The organism is Novosphingobium mangrovi (assembly GCF_022818885.1).
GTDB classification, from domain to species: Bacteria; Pseudomonadota; Alphaproteobacteria; order Sphingomonadales; family Sphingomonadaceae; genus Novosphingobium; species Novosphingobium mangrovi.
Genome location: NZ_JALHAT010000026.1, coordinates 17,568 through 35,284 on the forward strand (window position 1 = coordinate 17,568; position 17,717 = coordinate 35,284).

Below are 17,717 nucleotides of genomic sequence, written 5' to 3' on the forward strand. Positions count from 1 at the left end.
TGTCGTGGCAGGGCTTTTTCAAGAACCCTGCTGCGCAACCGATTAGCGGTTTTGGGCAAAGCTTCTTTGCAAAAATTGCGGGCAGAGGCTATGGGGCCCGCCTTGCCGAGGCTTCGTGCAAGGTATCCGGGCGCCCGTGGCGTCCCGGCAGCAACGGCCCGGGAGAGGGCCGCATTTCAGGAGTGAACGACGTGGCGAGCAATTGGACCCCGGATGGCTGGAAGGCGCAGGAAGCGCGCCACCTTCCGGTATATGGCGACGAGACCAAGCTGAACGAGGTCGAGGCGACCCTGGCAAAGTTTCCGCCGCTGGTCTTTGCGGGCGAAGCGCGCGAACTGAAGAAGGACCTCGCCGAAGTGGCCGAGGGCCGCGGTTTCCTGCTCCAGGGCGGGGACTGCGCGGAGAGCTTTGCCGAGTTCCACCCCGACAACATCCGCGACACCTTCCGTGTCCTGCTGCAGATGGCCGTCGTGCTGACGTTCGCCAGCAAGCAGCCGGTAGTGAAGGTCGGGCGCATGGCCGGGCAGTTCGCCAAGCCGCGCTCCTCGCCGACCGAGATGGTGGGCGGCGTCGAGATGCCCAGCTACTTCGGCGACATCATTAACGGGATCGAGGGCAACGCCGATGCGCGCCGCAACGATCCCGAACGCATGGTCCAGGCCTATGGCCAGTCGGCCGCGACGCTGAACCTGCTGCGCGCCTTCGCGACCGGCGGCTATGCCAACCTCAGCCAGGTCCACAAGTGGACGATGGAGCACATCGACCGCAGCCCCTGGGGTGAGAAGTTTGCCGAGATGGCCGACCGCATCGGCGAGGCGCTCGACTTCATGTCGGCCTGCGGTGTCGATCCCACGACCGTCCCGCAGCTGCAGGGCACCCAGTTCTACACCAGCCACGAAGCGCTGCTGCTCCCCTACGAGCAGGCGCTGACCCGCCGCGATTCGCTGACCGGCGGCTGGTACGATTGCTCCGCGCACATGCTGTGGATCGGCGACCGCACCCGCTTCGAGGGCTCGGCCCACGTCGAGTTCCTGCGCGGTGTCGAGAACCCCATCGGCATGAAGTGCGGTCCGAGCCTGGAGCCCGACGCGCTCCTCAAGATGCTCGACACGCTCAACCCCAACCGCGAGCCGGGCCGCATGACCCTCATCAGCCGTTTCGGCCACGAGAAGGTCGAGGCGGGCCTCCCCAGGCTGGTGCGCGCGGTGAAGGCCGAAGGGCACCCGGTGGTGTGGTCGTGCGATCCCATGCACGGCAACGTCATCAAGACCGATTCGGGGCTGAAGACGCGTCCCTACGACCGCATCCTCTCCGAAGTGCGCGGCTTCTTCGCGGTCCACCGGGCCGAAGGCACGCACGCGGGCGGCATCCACGTCGAGATGACCGGCCAGGACGTGACCGAGTGTACGGGCGGCGCCATCGCCATCACCGACGAGCGGCTGGGCGATCGCTACCACACGCACTGCGACCCCCGCCTCAACGGCGCGCAGTCGATCGAACTGGCCTTCGAGATGGCAGACCTGCTCAACCTCGAAGCCAACGCGCAGCATCAGGCCGCAGCCTGATCCGCACGTCCGTCCGCTGAGTACACCAAAGGGCAGGGACCGCCGATGTGCGGTTCCTGCCCTTCGTGTGTGCCGGATCGGGGCGGGGAAGTACCTGTTCCAGGGCCCGCGATCCTGCACGTGCAGTAAAAGTATTGTCCGAGGGCCATCGCCCTCGGGCTCCCCAAACCGGGCGACCTCACCTTTCACGCGCCACGGGGCGAGCGGAAGGCGACGTTGCCCATTTTGGGGTCCAAGGGGCGATGGCCCCTTGAATCCTCTCTTTTCTACTGCCCCACGCGCAGCGTGGCCGTATCGAGCGCGGCGAGGCGCTCGGGGTTGCCGCGTGCGGCCATGCGCATGTCCATCAGAGCGTCGCGGTCCGCGTGGGCGCGGGCAAGCGAGGTCACGCGGCAGTCGCGCATCTGCGCCATGTCCTGCAGTTCGCGCAGGTCCGGCGCGCCGCACACGCTCTTCACCGCGCGCACGAGGCGCAGGTCGAGCGCGTCGCGCCCGCTGGCGCTGTCGAGATCAAGGTCGCTGTAGCGCACGGCAATGGTCGGTCGGTCGTCCCAGACGTGCTTTTGCACGACCACTTCGTTGGACGCCGAGGCGGCGCTTCCCAGCAGCACGCAGCCGAGCGTGCAGGCGGCGATGGTAAGCCTGTTCATGGTACTTCTCCTCTACGGTGCGCAGCCCATGGGGAGCCGCGCTGGACGCAGGTAGAGGCATGTGCGGACACGGTGTCCGCACCGGGCAATCGGCCCGTTTCGCGTTCGAATTTTAGGCGTGGGGGACGGGCTGCGTCACTGGGCAGCAAGCTCTCACGAAGGGTGTTGCGTTTCGGTGCGTGCCTGATTGTCAATCAGGCGCTGAGTCGGCGATCGGGATGCCTGACGGGATGCCAGAGCATCGGGAAGTTCGTCCGGTTTATCGCAACTTATGATTGCGGCGACCTCTCCCTGCGGTAATTTTGGATTATACGCCTCTCTCACTGTGAAACAAAGTGTTTCATTGGGACGCTGGTGCGGACTGCCCTCAGGACGCGACGAAACGCGGCCTGTATCTCTGTTTTTACGTGGTTTTACGCAGAGAACAGGCGAGCGAAAGACTCTATTCAAGGGGCCATCGCCCCTTGGACCCCGAAACGGGCGACCTCACCTTTCTCGAACCACGTCGCGCGCGCAAGGGGAGGTGGACGGTATGGGGAGCCCGAGGGCGATGGCCCTCGGATTCATGTGTTCGTCCTATTCCTGTCGCGGCCGGATCAGCCCCCGCAGCGGCTGTAGTAGCCTTGGCGGCAGGCGCGCACGTCGCGTTCCCAGGCGGCGCGGTCGGCCTCGTAGTCCTGGCGGGCGCGGGCGTAGCTGCGGCGGTCGTCCTCGTAGGCGCGCCTATCCGCGTCGTAGGCGCGGGCGCTGTAATCCTCGTAGTCGCGGCGGTCGGCCTCGGCGGCAGCCCAGGCGTCCCAGCCTTGTGCGTAGCGGGCATCGCGGCGCGCGACGTAGGCGGCCTGTTCGCGGTTGAGGCGGCGGATCTCGGCGGCGTCGGCCTCGCGCGCGGCGCGTGAGCGCATCCCGGGATCGCGCGGATCGTCGGCGAGCGCTGGCGTTGTGGTGACGGCGATGGCCAGCGCGGTGAGCGCGGCGGCGCGTGTGATACCCCTCATCGTATGTCCCTCAAGTCCCTGTATGTCCCGTGGAGCCTTGCTAGGCGCGACGAGCACACGATTGCAAAGGTCTTGCGACGAAGCGAGCCGCCATCCAGCGCAGCTCCGGAACGGGTGGCCGTAGTGCGTGCCGCGACCGTAAAATGTCCTTAAATCTCAAGATCACGTCCCGCCGTTACGGCCTTTGTCATCTTAAATTCTTTGACACAACTTCGCCGGAAGTCGCATTTTCAGGGCCTGTCGAGCCGTCGGGAGACATCGTCATGAACATCGTCGAGCTGCAATCGGCCGTGGGCGCGAAGCCCGACGGGATCTGGGGCCCCAAGTCGCGCGCGGCGCTGCTGAACGCCTTCACCAATACCGAGGCCCCTGCCATCACCGATGCGGAAGAGGCCGAACTGGCCGAGCGCCTCCACGTCAGCGTGAAACAGCTGCGCGCGGTGGCGCAGGTGGAATCCTCGGGCGGCGGGTTCGATCGGCAGGGGCGCCCCAAGATCCTCTACGAGCGGCACAAGTTCCACAAGTACACCGGCGGGCGCTGGTCGGTCGCGGCCTTCAGCAACCCGCGCTACGGTGGCTACAGCGAAAGCAGCTGGGACAAGCTGGCGGGCGCGATCGTGACCGGTGATGTCGATGCCGCGTTCATGGCCTGCTCCTGGGGCAAGTTCCAGGTGCTGGGGCAGTGGTGGGACGAGTTCGGCTTTGCCAGCCCCTTCGCCTTTGCCTTCAGCACGGTCGCCTCCGAGCTCAAGCACTACGAACTGCTGGCCCATTACGTCGAATACAACGAGCTGAACGACGAAATGGCCGCGCTCTCCACCGACCCGGAGGACTGCCGCGCCTTCGCGCGCGCCTACAACGGCGGCGCCTACGCCCGGCTGGGCTACCACACCAAGCTCGCCGCCGCGATGCGGTGAGGGCGCGTAAGGAATGAGTCTTTTCAAGGGGCCATCGCCCCTTGGACCCCGGAACTGGCTTGCCTCACCTTTCTCGAACCACGTCGCGCGCGGGAGGTGAGCCAGACAGTTCGGGGAGCCCGAGGGCAATGGCCCTCGGAAATCCTCTTCTTGCCTGCTTCGGCGATCTTCAAAGGCTTACTGTCGGGCCGTTTGACGCAAGCGCATCGCATCGGGTATTCCCGATGGGTTGCCGCCGCAGGCTCCCTGCGATGCGGCCAGTCCCACCGTTGGAGCTGTTCCCCTTCATGTCCGAATACCGTTATCTGCGCGATCTTCCCGAGCCTGACAGCCTGCCCGCGCTGCGCCCCGAATACGCGCACGCGCGCCCCGCGCTGGGGCTGGGCGAGCTGGACCCGCCCCCGCGTATCCTGCTCCTCTACGGGTCGCTGCGCGAACGCTCCTACTCGCGCCTTGCGGTCGAGGAGGCGGCGCGCCTCCTGCAATACTTCGGCTGCGAGACGCGCATCTTCGACCCGCGCGACCTGCCGCTCCCCGACCAGGTGCCGGGCGATGATCACCCGGCCGTCCACGAACTGCGCGAACATGCGCTGTGGTCCGAGGCGCAGGTCTGGTGCAGCCCGGAGCGCCACGGCCAGATCACCGGTATCATGAAGACCCAGATCGACCATCTGCCGCTGGCGCTGAAGGGCCTGCGCCCCACGCAAGGGCGCGCGCTGGCCGTCATGCAGGTCAGCGCAGGCTCGCAATCGTTCAACTCGATCAACACCTTGCGCGTGCTGGGGCGCTGGATGCGGATGTTCACCATCCCCAACCAGTCCTCGGTCGCCAAGGCCTACGAGGAGTTCGACGAGGCGGGCCGGATGACCCCGTCGAGCTACTACGACCGCATCGTCGATGTCATGGAGGAACTGGTGCGCTTCACCGTCCTCCTGCGCCCTCACGCCGACCAGCTTGTCGACCGCTACTCGGAGCGCAAGGACAAGGATCAACCGGTCGAAACGCATGTCGAGAAGGCCGGGTTGGCCTGAGGCAGGGAATAAAGAAATTCAGTCCGAGGGCCATCGCCCTCGGGCTCCCCATACCGTCAACCTCACGTCCCGCGCGCACCGTGGCGCGAGAAAGGTGAGGTCGCCCGTTATGGGGTCAAGGGGCGATGGCCCCTTGAAAAAGGACTTCCTTCTTCGCGGTTAGCCGTTGGACGGGTGGACAATTTCATCTTGCTGTCCTTTCTGGCTCAAGGTAACCTTGCTCAGTATTCGGGGTGGGCCTCGATCCGAAGGAGACATGCGATGCTGCGTATTTCTGTTCTGACCCTTGCCATGGCCGGCGTGGCCGGGCTTTGCGCTCCGGCGCAGGCGAGCGAGACCGAAGGCCCCAACGCGAAAATGCTGCGCGAGGTCGCCCGCTACAACGCGTCGGCCTCCGAAGAGGACCAGCTCACCTGCCGCACCATCGCGCGCGAGGTGCTCTCGACCCGGCCGGGGCTGACCTGCGGGACGAAGGTCCAGTGGCAGGCCTATGCCAACCACCAGCAGTGGCGCCGCGGTCTTCAGGCCGAGGCCATGGGCGTGCGCCGCGGCACCTGAACCGCCGGGTTTTCGGGCACGTTCCAGGCCCGATGCTGCGCACGCGGGGGAACCGCAGGGCCCTCAAGGCATTGCGCTTGGGGCCCGCGGACATATCTAGGGGGCCAATCTGCGCGCCGGGCGCTTGAACGGCGCGAACAAATCTGGAACATAGGCCCCCATGAGTCTGACCCACATCACCGTGCGCGGTGCGCGCGAGCATAACCTCAAGGGCTTCGATATCGCGCTGCCGCGCGACAAGCTGATCGTCATCACCGGGCTTTCGGGGTCGGGCAAGTCGAGCCTCGCCTTCGACACGATCTACGCCGAAGGCCAGCGCCGCTATGTCGAGAGCCTCTCGGCCTACGCGCGCCAGTTCCTCGAGATGATGCAGAAGCCCGATGTGGAGCACATCGACGGCCTCAGCCCCGCCATTTCCATCGAGCAGAAGACGACGAGCCGCAACCCGCGCTCGACCGTCGCTACCGTGACCGAGATCTGGGACTACATGCGCCTGCTCTGGGCGCGCGTGGGTGTGCCCTATTCGCCCGCGACCGGCCTTCCCATCGAGGCGCAGACCGTCTCCAACATGGTCGACAGGGTGATGGAACTGCCCGAGGGCACGCGCCTCTACCTGCTGGCCCCTGTCGTGCGCGGCCGCAAGGGCGAGTACCGCAAGGAACTGGCCGAGTGGCAGAAGTCGGGCTTTACCCGCGTGCGCATCGATGGCGAGCTCTACCCCATCGAGGACGCGCCCGCGCTCGACAAGAAGTACAAGCACGACATCGAGGTCGTGGTGGACCGCATCGCGGTCAAGGACGGCATCCAGACGCGTCTGGCCGACAGCTTCGAGCAGGCGCTCAAGTTGGCCGAGGGGCTTGCCTATGTCGATCTCGCCGATGGCGTCGTGCCGGGGCGCGAGGACGAGGCCGAGGCTGCGAAGGGCGCCAAGGGCAAGAAGAACCTGAAGGGCGCAGGCCTTCCGGCCAACCGCATCGTCTTTTCGGAAAAGTTCGCCTGTCCGGTCTCGGGCTTCACGATTGAAGAGATCGAGCCGCGCCTGTTCTCCTTCAACGCGCCGCAGGGCGCGTGCCCGGCCTGCGACGGTCTGGGCGAAAAGATGGAGTTCGACCCCCAGCTCGTCGTGCCCAACGAGGGGCTGACGCTCAAGCAGGGCGCGCTCGTGCCCTGGGCCAAGTCGAACCCGCCCTCGCCCTATTACATGCAGGTGCTGGGCAGCCTGGCCGACCACTTCGGCTTCGATCTCACCACCCCCTGGCAGGACCTGCCGACCGAGGTGCGCATCGTCATTCTCTACGGCACGGCCGGTTCCCCGGTGCCGCTGACCTTCAAGGACGGGCGCAAGGAATACACCGTCACCAAGCCCTTCGAGGGCGTGATCGGCAACCTCAACCGCCGCCTGGTCCAGACCGACAGCGCGCTGATGCGCGAGGAGCTCCAGCGCTTCCAGACCGCGCAGCCCTGCGAGGTGTGCGACGGCAAGCGCCTCAAGCCCGAGGCGCTGTGCGTGCGCCTCGCGCAAAGCGACATCGCCGACGCCGCGCGGCTTTCGGTGGCGGATGCCTTCGCCTGGTTCGGGAGCCTCGAAGGCAAGCTCACCGACCAGCAGGCGCAGATCGCCAAGGCCATCCTGAAAGAGATCAACGAGCGCCTGGGCTTCCTCAACAACGTCGGGCTCGACTACCTCAACCTCGACCGCACGTCGGGTACGCTTTCGGGCGGTGAGAGCCAGCGCATTCGCCTTGCCAGCCAGATCGGTTCGGGGCTTTCGGGCGTGCTCTACGTGCTGGACGAGCCCTCCATCGGCCTGCACCAGCGCGACAACGACCGCCTGCTGGAAACCCTGAAGCGCTTGCGGGACCTTGGCAACACGGTGATCGTCGTCGAGCATGACGAGGACGCGATCCGCGCGGCGGACTACGTGGTGGACCTGGGCCCCGGCGCGGGCGTCCACGGCGGCGAGATCGTCGCCGAGGGCACCTTGAAGCAGGTGCTCAAGAGCAAGACCAGCCTTACCGCGCAGTACCTCACCGGCGAACGCAAGATCGAGGTCCCGGCCACGCGCCGCAAGGGCAACGGCAAGTCGGTGACGGTCGAGAACGCGCGGGCGAACAACCTGAAGGGCGTCACCGCGCAGTTTCCGCTGGGTACCTTCTGCTGCGTGACCGGCGTCTCGGGCTCGGGCAAGTCCTCGCTCACCATCGACACGCTGCAGGCGGGCGCGAGCCGTACCCTCAACGGCGCGCGCGTGATCGCGGGGCCCCACGATGCGATCCGCGGGCTCGAAGCCTGCGACAAGGTGATCGAGATCGACCAGTCCCCGATCGGGCGCACCCCGCGCTCGAACCCGGCGACCTACACCGGCGCCTTCACCCAGATCCGCGACTGGTTTGCCGGGCTCCCCGAATCCGAAGCGCGCGGCTACAAGCCCGGGCGCTTCAGCTTCAACGTCAAGGGCGGGCGCTGCGAGGCGTGCCATGGCGATGGCCTCATCAAGATCGAGATGCACTTCCTCCCCGACGTCTACGTCACCTGCGAGGAATGCGACGGCAAGCGCTACAACCGCGAGACGCTGGAGGTGAAGTTCAAGGGCCACTCGATCGCCGACGTGCTCGACATGACGATCGAGGACGCGGTCGAGTTCTTCAAGGCGGTCCCGCCGATCCGCGACAAGATGCAGATGCTGTGCGAGGTGGGCCTTGGCTACATCAAGGTTGGCCAGCAGGCGACGACGCTCTCGGGCGGTGAGGCGCAGCGCGTCAAGCTCGCCAAGGAACTGGCGCGCCGCTCGACCGGGCAGACGCTCTATATCCTCGATGAGCCGACCACGGGCCTCCACTTCGAGGACGTGCGCAAGCTTCTGGAAGTGCTGCATCGCCTCGTCGAGCAGGGCAACTCGGTCGTTGTCATCGAACACAACCTTGATGTCATCAAGACCGCCGACTGGCTGATTGACCTGGGTCCCGAAGGCGGCGTGCGCGGGGGCGAGATCGTCGCGACCGGAACGCCCGAGGACGTGGTAAAGAACGAACGCTCCTTCACCGGGCACTACCTCAAGCCCCTGCTGGAAGCGTAAGGCAGAAAGGGGATGATTCCGAGGGCCATTGCCCTCGGGCTCCCCAAACTGTCGAGTTCACGTCCCGCGCGCCACGTGGCGCCAGGAAGGTGAGGTTGCCCGTTTTGGGGTCAAGGGGCGATGGCCCCTTGAATCTCTCCTCCCCCCTTCCTCAGCGCTTTCCGAAGAGGCGCGCGAAGAAGCCGGGTTTGCGCGGCGGTGGGGCGTGTTCGGCTTCGGCGGCGACGACCTTGCGGCGGATGGCCGAGCCGTTGGCGTTGGGGTCGTAGGCGGGGAGGGGCACCTTGCGCTGGAGGCTTACGGCGGCGAGCGAGCCGAAGGTGTCGTCGGTCAGCGCGCCCTTTGCGAGGTGGACCATGGCCGCCTCGGTGCCCATGTCGACCGTGCCCGAGATCACCGCGACGCGGCCCGGCAGGCCCTGCACGGCGACTTCGGTGGCGACGGCCTGATGGAAGCGCAGCGCGCGCAGCCAGGCGGCGAGCACGGCCTCGACATAGGCGCGCGGGGCCGGGGCGCCGCCTGCGTCCTCGCGGATGAAGTAGCGGCGCTTGTGGCGCAGCAGCGCGGTGTTGATCGCGGTGAGGCCGTCGATCTCCAGATAGAGCTCGATGTCTTCCTCGCGCTCGGCCCAGGGGGCCTCGTCGGCGGCGCACAGGGCGCGCAGCTCTTCGGGCGAGGTGGCCGAAAAGGCGAAGGCCTCGTCGGTGTAGAGGCCGTGGAGCAGGACGGGGGCGTGGGGGAGGTCCTTTTCGAAGGCAACGTCCAGCTCGTTGGCAAGGCCGATGGTAAGCGCGGTGATCGGGGCACCCTCGTGCATGTCCACGGCATCGACCAGCTCGGCCCAGCCCGAAATCTCCACCGCCGCGCGCGGGGTGGCCAGACACAGCCGCGCCAGATCGGTGTCGAGCGCGGCCAGGTCGGCGGCCAGGACCTCCTCGGCCCGGTCCAGATCCCCCGCCGCAATCCACGCCGCAAGCCCCTGCGTGTAGTCCCGCTCGCCCTCAAGGGTCGCGAAAGCCTCCTGCAACCTGTGAACCACGTGTCATACCCCTTAACCGCGCACACCCTGCGCCTGCGCGCCTGACCGGGGTGTCTATGGCCTAGAGGTCTTTACTTAGTTAACGAGCTTCCGGACTTCGCAATTTTACGAAGTCAGAAGGGGAAAGGATGCGAGGGCCATCGCCCTCGCGCTCCCCGAACTGTCGAGGGCAGGTGTGCCTTTGGTAGGATACTTGCCAACGAACTTGTCGCGATCGCTCGGAGGTGTGCATTCGCAATGATTAGGCTAATGCGATTGCTATTGGTGACACAACGGCCTGCAATGAACTGTCGTCTGCGCAGTTCTCAACCCAGCTGGCGCACATCGACTGCCAAAGTATGTCGCCGCCGATCACAAGTCTGTCAGCTGCTTCTTTGACCCAATCATGGTGGTCGCTCAGAGTCATCGCTGCGTTTAGGGCATCTATGGTTTCTGATGGTCCTCGACTAATTCTAGTGGAAATATCAGGCCAGTCCTTCGTTCTTAAACTTTCGAAGACTACCCGCTCGGGGGCTTCATCTCCAGGAAGGATGCTGCAGCCGGCCGATGGGGATTGATCACCATCCAGAAAAACTACTGAGGAGCGAGGAAAGCGATTCCCCTGCACCATCTGTCCAAGCGCTTCGCCGACAGAAGCAGCTCCGAATGAGACTATTTTAGAACGTGTAAGTAGGTCCCGATCTTGCTTTGCGAGAATTTCTGCAACAAAAGTATCTGCTCTTTTATCTTCTACATAGATATCGCACTCAGGATGCTGCTCTTCATCCATCCTGCTCATTGCGAATTCAGGGCTGACGCCCAAGACTGCAGACTTTCCTTCAACGCCATCCATCAGATATATTCTTGCCTCAGGCGGTATCTCATCCAGGATGTATGGTGAGTGAGTGGTCAATACGATTTGAATTTCATTCAGTCGTGCAACTTCAGCCAAGTCTCTCATTAACCTCCGTTGTGCGCGAGGGTGGAGAGAGGTCTCAATCTCGTCAATCAGCAAAATTCCGTACTTGGGGAAGTCTGCTGCGAGCAACTCAGCGGCAGCGATTTCACCAGCCCCTTGGTGGAAGCCGGAGTATCTCACGCCGTTGACGCTGAGCACTGGAACCGGCTTGTCGATACCAGCATCTGTCGTCGAAATTCCAGCTGTGCTGTAGGATTTTCCAACAATCTTGTTTAGTCTTCCTAATTTGGAATTGTCGAAGCTGTTGGCGGTTTCCTCCTTCACTCCATGTTTAAGAATTCGTGCGTATCCAGTCCTAGCGCTTACTGGCTGAATTCTTCTTAGGTCGATATATTCGACTTTTCGGGATGGGCGTTCGGGGTTTCCGCGCCACCTATTTGTGGGCTTCCTGACAGTCTTTGTTTGAGATTCTTGCCCTTGCCTGTAGGAATAGCGAATTGTTGCGGAGGATATTTTTTCAAATGGAGTGTCAGGGAAAAAATCGGAAGCGTATCGATCTTTTGGTTCGGATTTATAAACAGCCGCAGCCGCCTGCAAGACGGTGCTTTTTCCTGAACCGTTTTCACCAACTATTGCTACAATTGGAAATTGAAAGTCTATTCTTTGTCCGGTCCAGCCTCTAATTCCTGAAATTTCTAGCCAATCTAGCCGTTTAGGCCAGCTTGTCCCTGTTTTCCACTTGTTTTGAAGCTTGCGCATTTCAGAGGAAAGAGGTGCCATCTTCTTAAAGTTCCTTGCTGCTTACCGAACTTAGTTTGTTTAAAAATTATTATTTGTCAATGCCTTGCGATCGGTCTGAGCAGTTAGCTTTCCTACACCCCTGAACATGCGATACATGATCTGGTTCACCCCGGCGCGTTGAGGGTTTCTCCGCGGCGGATTGGCTTTTCGAGAGCATCGGAAGGGTGGACCATGACCGACAGTGTGCAGGCTTTTTCGGGATCGTCGTGTGCGGGGCAGGCGGCGTCGCCGCCTACGCGGTTTGGGCGGGGGTGGATTCCGTGTGACCGGGATATCGGTCTGCCGGGGGAGGGCGCAGCCCTCACGTCTTCCCCTGCGCAGATGGTTGGGGAGCGCGAGGGCGATGGCCCTCGCATTTCCTCCTCTTCTTCTTCTTCTGACACTCTCCAAACTCCCCAAACCGAGCCGAACGGGTGCTGGGACGCGGGCCGCAAGGTTCGGTTCCTGCACGCGCTGGCCGAGCGGGGGGATGTGCGTGGGGCCTGTGCTTTGGTGGGGATGAGTCGCCAGTCGGCCTATGTGCTGCGGCGGCGGGATCGGGTGTTTGCGGCGGGTTGGGCCGGGGCTCTGGTGCTGGCGCGTCAGCATGCCGAGGAGGTGCTGGCCTCGCGCGCTCTGGACGGCGTGGAGGAGAGTGTGTGGTTCCGGGGCGAGCTGGTGGGGGTGCGGCGTCGGTTCGACTCGCGGCTTTTGCTGGCGCACCTGGGGCGGCTCGACCGGCAGGCGGGGGAGGTCCTGGGCGCGGACTCTGTCTCCGATCTGGCGGAGCGGTTCGACGAGGTGCTGGCGCTGGTCTCGGGGCTTAGACCTGAGGCGGACATGGTGGAGGACCGGGCGAACTATGACGCGGTCTCGCCGGTGCTGCCGCGGGGGCGCGAGGACTTCGTGGCGCAGGGCTCGGAAGCGATGTGCCGGGTGGTCGAGGACGAATGGTACGCGGCGCGCGTGTCCTCTGGGGACGAGGAGGCTGATGAGGGTGAGGCGTGCGGGTTTGACTGGCCTGCCGCGCAGGCGCTGTGCGGGGCGCAGTGGGACGGCTGGCGCGCGGCCTCGTGCGGGCGGGTGGATGCGCTGGTGGGCGCGCCTCCGGGCGGCGCGGGGGAGGTGGGTGACAGTGCCCTCTGGAGGGTGTCACGAGTGTCACCTTCGGAGCCCTCGGACGGGGCGGAATCGGGCTTGCGAAAATTTCTGGAAAAAAGTGACGGGGGGCGGGAACGCAATTCGGGGAATGCGGTTATCGCTAGTGAAGGCCGGCGCAGTCAGTCCCCCCCCCACCCCCTCCAGACTGCGCCGGTCCGACCCTTTTGAAGGGCGTCAGGGCAAGCCTCGGGTCGCAGCGAGGTGATGTCAGAGGGGAGAGTGGCTCAGCTTTCCTGAGCGAGGACGGCGAGTTCGACCGTTCCCGAGCCACGGCGCACAATGCCGATTTCGCGTGCGGCCGCTTTCGACAAATCGATAACCCGGTTGCCGTGGTAGGGCCCGCGATCCGTGATGGTGACGACGACGCTTTCGCCGTTGCGCGGATTGGTGACCTGGACCTGCGTGCCGAAGGGCAGGCTGCGGTGGGCGGCGGTCAGTTCCTCGGGATCGAAGATGGTGCCGCTGGCGGTGCGGCGACCGGCGAATTTCAGGCCGTAGTAGCTGGCGACACCCGAACCGATCGATTCAAAGGCGTCTTCCACGATTTCCGGCGTGGCCGGGAGTTCCTGGACAACCGGCTGCGAGATCATGGCAGGTGCGGGCTCTACCGCGGCGACGGCCGCGACAGCTTCGATGGGGGCAGCCCCGGCATCGGCGTGGACGGGCCCGGCGAGCGGGAGCGTGACCGAGGCGGCAATGCCTGCCAGCAATCCGAAGCGTGAAACCTGCAAAACCTACCCCGCTGGGCCGTTGACGATGGAACGGCTTTTACCCGCGAAGCGTCAAGGATGGGACTCCATAAAAAGCGGCCCGTCGCGCGATGGCAACGGGCCGCCCTGAAATTCGGCTAGCTTGCGATGAAAAGATTACCGATCGCGCTGGGCCAGGAGTCGCAGACGCAGCGCGTTGAGCTTGATGAAGCCGGCCGCGTCCTTCTGGTCGTAGGCGCCCGCATCGTCCTCGAAGGTGACGTGGCGCTCGGAGTAGAGCGAGTTCGCCGACTTGCGCCCGACGACCGAAACCGAGCCCTTGTAGAGCTTGAGGCGGACGGTGCCGTCGACCTTTTCCTGGCTGTGGTCGATGGCGGCCTGGAGCATCTCGCGCTCGGGGCAGAACCAGAAGCCGTTGTAGATGAGCTCGGCGTACTTGGGCATGAGCTCGTCCTTGAGGTGGGCCGCGCCGCGGTCGAGCGTGATCTGCTCGATGCCGCGATGGGCCGCGGCGTAGATCGTGCCGCCCGGGGTCTCGTACATGCCGCGCGACTTCATGCCCACGAAGCGGTTCTCGACGAGGTCGAGACGGCCGATGCCGTGCTTGCGGCCAAGCTCGTTGAGCGCGGTCAGCAGGGTGGCGGGCGACATGGCGTCGCCGTTGAGGGCGACGCCGTCACCCTTGGCGAAGTCGATGGTGATGTATTCCGGCGCGTCGGGCGCGTCTTCGGGATTCACCGTGCGCGAGTAGACGTAATCCGGGGTCTCTTCCCAGGGATCCTCGAGGACCTTGCCTTCCGAGGAGGTGTGCAGGAGGTTCGCGTCGGTCGAGAACGGGCTTTCGCCGCGCTTGTCCTTGGGGACCGGGATCTGGTGCTGCTCGGCCCAGGCGATGAGCGCGGTGCGGCTGTTGAGGTCCCATTCGCGCCAGGGGGCGATGACCTTGATCGCGGGATCGAGCGCGTAGGCCGACAGCTCGAAGCGGACCTGGTCGTTGCCCTTGCCGGTCGCGCCGTGGGCGATGGCGTCGGCGCCGGTTTCCTTGGCGATCTCGATGAGACGCTTGGAGATGAGCGGGCGGGCGATCGAGGTGCCCAGCAGGTAGTCACCCTCGTAGCGGGCGTTGGCGCGGAACATCGGGAAGACGAAGTCGCGCACGAATTCCTCGCGCAGGTCGTCGATGTAGATGTTCTCGTCGGGCAGGCCCATGAGCTTGGCCTTGGCGCGCGCAGGCTCGAGCTCCTCGCCCTGGCCAAGGTCAGCCGTGAAGGTCACGACTTCGCAGTTGTAGGTGACCTGAAGCCACTTCAGGATGACGCTGGTGTCGAGACCGCCCGAATAGGCGAGAACGACCTTCTTGATGTCGGACATGGGTGCCGTGTTCTCCGCGAGAAAATGCGCTTCTTCGGGACGCGCGCCTAACAGCACCCGCCGAAGTGTGCAACGGTGAGCTGCGCAATGGTGTTGCGCAGCTCACCGCGGGAACGGCTTTGCCCGCTCAGCGGCGACGAAGCGCGCTTTCGGCGGCGCCCATGTAGTCGCGGGTCAGCGGCAGTGTGCGGCGAAGGCGGGTGTACTGGATCTGGTAGTTGCACATCGACCCGCTCTCGAAGGCGGCGGTGGCCCCGGCCAGGTAGAAGATCCACATGCGGTAGAAGCGCTCATCCATCAGGGCGATGATGGCATCCTTGTTCGCAACGCAGCGCTTGTACCACTCACGCAGGGTGAAGGCGTAGTGCAGGCGCAGGTTCTCGACGTCGGAGGCGATCAGGCGGAACTTCTCGCTGGCCGCGACGGTCTCGCTCAGCGCCGGGATATAGCCGCCGGGGAAGATGTACTTGCGGGTGAAGGCGTCGGTGGTGCCGGGGCCGCCCATGCGGCCGATGGTGTGGAGCAGCATCACGCCCTCGTCGGTGAGGAGTTCGGCGGTGGACTTGAAGAACTGCTTGAACTGGGCTTGGCCGACGTGTTCGAACATGCCGACCGAGACGATCCGGTCGAACTTGTCGCCGCGCTTGGGCATGGCGCGGTAGTCGACGAGCTCGAAGGTGACCTTGTCGCTGACGCCAGCTTCTTCGGCGCGGATCTTGGCGAGTTCGATCTGCTCTTCGCTGAGCGTGATGCCATGGACCTTCACGTCATAATGCTTGGCGAGGTAGATCGCCATGCCGCCCCAGCCGCAGCCGATGTCGAGGACGCGCTGGCCCGGCTCGATCGCCAGCTTGGCTGCGATATGGGCCAGCTTGGCCGTCTGCGCCTGTTCCAGCGTCATGCCGTCCTCGGGCCAGTAGGCGCACGAATACTGCATGTGCTCGAGATCGAGGAAGAGTTTGTAGAGCTCGTTGCCGATGTCGTAATGGTGGGCAATGTTCTTCTTGGCGCTGGTGGCCCGGTTGATCCCGTCGATGAGGGTGACAGCCTTGTCGGTGGCAAGCTTGAGCGGGGTCTTCTCCTTGACCTCGCCGCCGCGATCCCACGGCGCGTTCTGGCGCAGGAGCTGGACGAGCTCCATGATGTCGCCCTCTTCAAGAACGAGTTGGCCGTCCATGTAGGCTTCGGCTGCGCCGATGCGCGGGTCGGTCAGGATGCGGCGCTCACCGGCCTTGTCGGTAAAGCGCACGCGGACGTTGGGATAGCCTTCGGTCGGCGTGCCGAACCGGGTCTTCGAGCCATCGGGACGCGAGACTTCGAGGGTGCCGTGGCGCACGCCACTTTCGAGGAACTTGTCTAGAATGGCCATCGTATCCAGTCGTCACTAGTTTGAAAAAGAAGAATTGGGGGGGCAGATCAACAGGCGCGTAGCGCGCCTAGTCCGGGATTGTTTCAGGTTCGTGCCAGAAAGAGGACATCTCGGGGCTGGGGGACAAGATGTTGTCCTGAATCGACATAGACGGTCTCACCGCTGGCAAGCGGGCCTTCCGCCAGGAAGAGCGCGGTACGCACGATGTCGTCGGGCGAGGTCTTTCGGCGCAGCAGGTTCATGCGGTGCGAGATCTCGGTCTCGTCCTCGGTCTGGTCGTGACTTGCAAGGATGGCCCCGGGGGCCAGGCCATAGACCCGGTCCTGCGGGCGTGATCGCGCCATGGAAAGCATCGGGATCGTTGCCGCAAGCGCGTGCTTGCTCATTGTGTAGGAGAAGAAGTCGGGATTGGGGTTGCGCAGTTTCTGATCCGTGATCTGGATCAGGCGACGTCCTGATGGCGTGCGGGCATGGGCAAAGAAGGCTTGGGCCATGCGGGCAGGCGTCCCGGCATTGACCTGCATCGCGGCCTCGAACGTGTCGGGCTGCAGATCCGTTGCATCGTCGAATTCGAAAACCGCCGCGCAATTGACCAGAAGGCGCCAATCGCCGCGACGTTCGGCAAGATCGCGGACCATGGCGGGGCCCGCGTCCCAGTCATCGAGATCGCAGGAGACGGTTTCTGCAGACGGCAACTCGTCGGCGAGCGCTTCGGCTTCCTTACGTGAATTTCCGAAGTGGATGGCGACATGCCATCCTTGCGAGCCGAAGGCGCGGGCGAGATGGGCTCCGATACGCCTGGCGCCTCCTGTAATCAGGACAGTCCGGGTGTTGCCGCTCACGCGCCGTGATCCGCGCAAGGAAGCGCCCGGGAGGACGCGTGTTCGGGGCTGTCCGGCACGTTAACCGAGGAAGTCCAGCGGGGTATGTGGCACAAGGAGAGACGCATCGTGCTCTATAGGAGCATAACATGCCGGGCGAGGGAAGGGGGCTGGCGTGTGGAAAGCGGCAAGGCCGGTGCAGGAAAAGGTTGCGTAAGGAGCGGGCCCGGTGTGCCACAGGCCCGGCAAAATCAATGGCACACCCGCCGCGCCGGAACTCCTGCAGTTCCATCGCGGCGGGGGGAAGTCTTAGCGGAAAATCAATGTGATCAGCGGCAGCGGATATCGCCCTTGTCGATTTCGCGGCCAAGCGCGCCGCCGAGTACGCCGCCCAGAATGGTGCCCAGCGTGCGATCGCCACGACCGGCCAACTCGTGTCCGGCCAGGGCGCCGACACCCGCACCGATGATGAGCCCGGTCGTCCCGTTGTCACGGCGGCAGTAGTAACGCCCATCGCGGCCGCGCCAGACATGGGAATTGCGGCTGATACGCCGGGGCGAACGGTAGCGTCCGCGCGCATCGTACAGGCTGCGGCGGTCGTCATGGCGGTAATCACGATGGTGCTTGTTGCGGTAGCCATGCGCGGGTGCATGGCGCGGAGGATCGGCGAAAGCGGCCGTTGGCAGCAGGCTTGCTCCGGCAAGTGCGAGGACGAGGCCCATAAGCGGATGTTTCATTTAGAGTATCCTTGATTCGGTATGCTTGGCCGTGCC

General features: G+C 64.4%; 15 protein-coding genes. 6 read left to right on the forward strand and 9 right to left on the reverse strand.

What is annotated here, in order from left to right:
- Positions 1 to 191: 191 nt before the first annotated feature.
- Positions 192 to 1,565, forward strand: a complete 1,374-nt coding sequence (locus tag MTR65_RS13760) for a class II 3-deoxy-7-phosphoheptulonate synthase (RefSeq protein ID WP_243801152.1) — start codon at positions 192 to 194, stop codon at positions 1,563 to 1,565.
- 266 nt (positions 1,566 to 1,831) lie between these two features.
- On the opposite strand, the gene MTR65_RS13765 is transcribed toward MTR65_RS13760, so the two are convergent.
- Together MTR65_RS13765 and MTR65_RS13770 are read right to left on the reverse strand one after the other, a co-directional pair.
- Positions 1,832 to 2,215, reverse strand: coding sequence for a UrcA family protein (locus MTR65_RS13765; RefSeq protein ID WP_243801156.1), 384 nt, complete (start codon positions 2,213 to 2,215; stop codon positions 1,832 to 1,834).
- Positions 2,216 to 2,811: 596 nt separating this feature from the next.
- Positions 2,812 to 3,213, reverse strand: coding sequence for a hypothetical protein (locus MTR65_RS13770; protein WP_243801157.1), 402 nt, complete (start codon positions 3,211 to 3,213; stop codon positions 2,812 to 2,814).
- 263 nt (positions 3,214 to 3,476) lie between these two features.
- Here MTR65_RS13770 and MTR65_RS13775 point away from each other — a divergent pair, with 263 nt between their 5' ends.
- From MTR65_RS13775 to uvrA, 4 genes are all read left to right on the forward strand, one after another.
- Complete coding sequence (locus tag MTR65_RS13775; RefSeq protein WP_243801159.1) at positions 3,477 to 4,130, forward strand: N-acetylmuramidase domain-containing protein; 654 nt, start codon at positions 3,477 to 3,479, stop codon at positions 4,128 to 4,130.
- Between the two features lie 287 nt (positions 4,131 to 4,417).
- The gene (gene arsH / locus MTR65_RS13780; RefSeq protein WP_243801161.1) at positions 4,418 to 5,161 is read left to right on the forward strand and encodes an arsenical resistance protein ArsH; all 744 of its coding nucleotides are present in this window, start codon (positions 4,418 to 4,420) and stop codon (positions 5,159 to 5,161) included.
- Positions 5,162 to 5,422: 261 nt separating this feature from the next.
- Complete coding sequence (locus tag MTR65_RS13785; protein WP_243801163.1) at positions 5,423 to 5,719, forward strand: hypothetical protein; 297 nt, start codon at positions 5,423 to 5,425, stop codon at positions 5,717 to 5,719.
- Between the two features lie 160 nt (positions 5,720 to 5,879).
- Positions 5,880 to 8,795, forward strand: coding sequence for an excinuclease ABC subunit UvrA (uvrA, locus tag MTR65_RS13790; protein ID WP_243801166.1), 2,916 nt, complete (start codon positions 5,880 to 5,882; stop codon positions 8,793 to 8,795).
- Positions 8,796 to 8,946: 151 nt separating this feature from the next.
- On the opposite strand, the gene MTR65_RS13795 is transcribed toward uvrA, so the two are convergent.
- Together MTR65_RS13795 and MTR65_RS13800 are read right to left on the reverse strand one after the other, a co-directional pair.
- Positions 8,947 to 9,834 (reverse strand): hypothetical protein, encoded by an 888-nt coding sequence (locus MTR65_RS13795; RefSeq protein ID WP_243801167.1) that lies wholly within the window; start codon positions 9,832 to 9,834, stop codon positions 8,947 to 8,949.
- A gap of 241 nt (positions 9,835 to 10,075) precedes the next feature.
- Positions 10,076 to 11,512: an ATP-dependent nuclease gene (locus MTR65_RS13800; RefSeq protein WP_243801169.1), complete on the reverse strand. Its 1,437-nt coding sequence runs from the start codon at positions 11,510 to 11,512 to the stop codon at positions 10,076 to 10,078.
- A 519-nt stretch (positions 11,513 to 12,031) separates the two neighbouring features.
- Here MTR65_RS13800 and MTR65_RS13805 point away from each other — a divergent pair.
- Positions 12,032 to 12,841, forward strand: coding sequence for a hypothetical protein (locus MTR65_RS13805; RefSeq protein WP_243801171.1), 810 nt, complete (start codon positions 12,032 to 12,034; stop codon positions 12,839 to 12,841).
- Positions 12,842 to 12,897: 56 nt separating this feature from the next.
- Here MTR65_RS13805 and MTR65_RS13810 read toward each other — a convergent pair whose 3' ends face one another.
- The 5 genes from MTR65_RS13810 to MTR65_RS13830 all read right to left on the reverse strand — a co-directional run bounded on the left by MTR65_RS13810 (position 12,898) and on the right by MTR65_RS13830 (position 17,681).
- Positions 12,898 to 13,404, reverse strand: a complete 507-nt coding sequence (locus MTR65_RS13810; protein WP_243801174.1) for a septal ring lytic transglycosylase RlpA family protein — start codon at positions 13,402 to 13,404, stop codon at positions 12,898 to 12,900.
- Positions 13,405 to 13,539: 135 nt separating this feature from the next.
- Positions 13,540 to 14,754 carry an argininosuccinate synthase gene (locus tag MTR65_RS13815; RefSeq protein WP_039392546.1) on the reverse strand — a complete coding sequence of 405 codons (1,215 nt, stop codon included), beginning with the start codon at positions 14,752 to 14,754 and terminating at the stop codon, positions 13,540 to 13,542.
- A gap of 127 nt (positions 14,755 to 14,881) precedes the next feature.
- Complete coding sequence (locus tag MTR65_RS13820) at positions 14,882 to 16,123, reverse strand: SAM-dependent methyltransferase (protein ID WP_243801175.1); 1,242 nt, start codon at positions 16,121 to 16,123, stop codon at positions 14,882 to 14,884.
- Positions 16,124 to 16,206: 83 nt separating this feature from the next.
- Positions 16,207 to 16,965, reverse strand: coding sequence for an SDR family oxidoreductase (locus tag MTR65_RS13825; protein WP_243801176.1), 759 nt, complete (start codon positions 16,963 to 16,965; stop codon positions 16,207 to 16,209).
- Between the two features lie 308 nt (positions 16,966 to 17,273).
- Positions 17,274 to 17,681 carry a glycine zipper 2TM domain-containing protein gene (locus MTR65_RS13830; protein ID WP_243801177.1) on the reverse strand — a complete coding sequence of 136 codons (408 nt, stop codon included), beginning with the start codon at positions 17,679 to 17,681 and terminating at the stop codon, positions 17,274 to 17,276.
- Between the last annotated feature and the right edge of the window lie 36 nt (positions 17,682 to 17,717).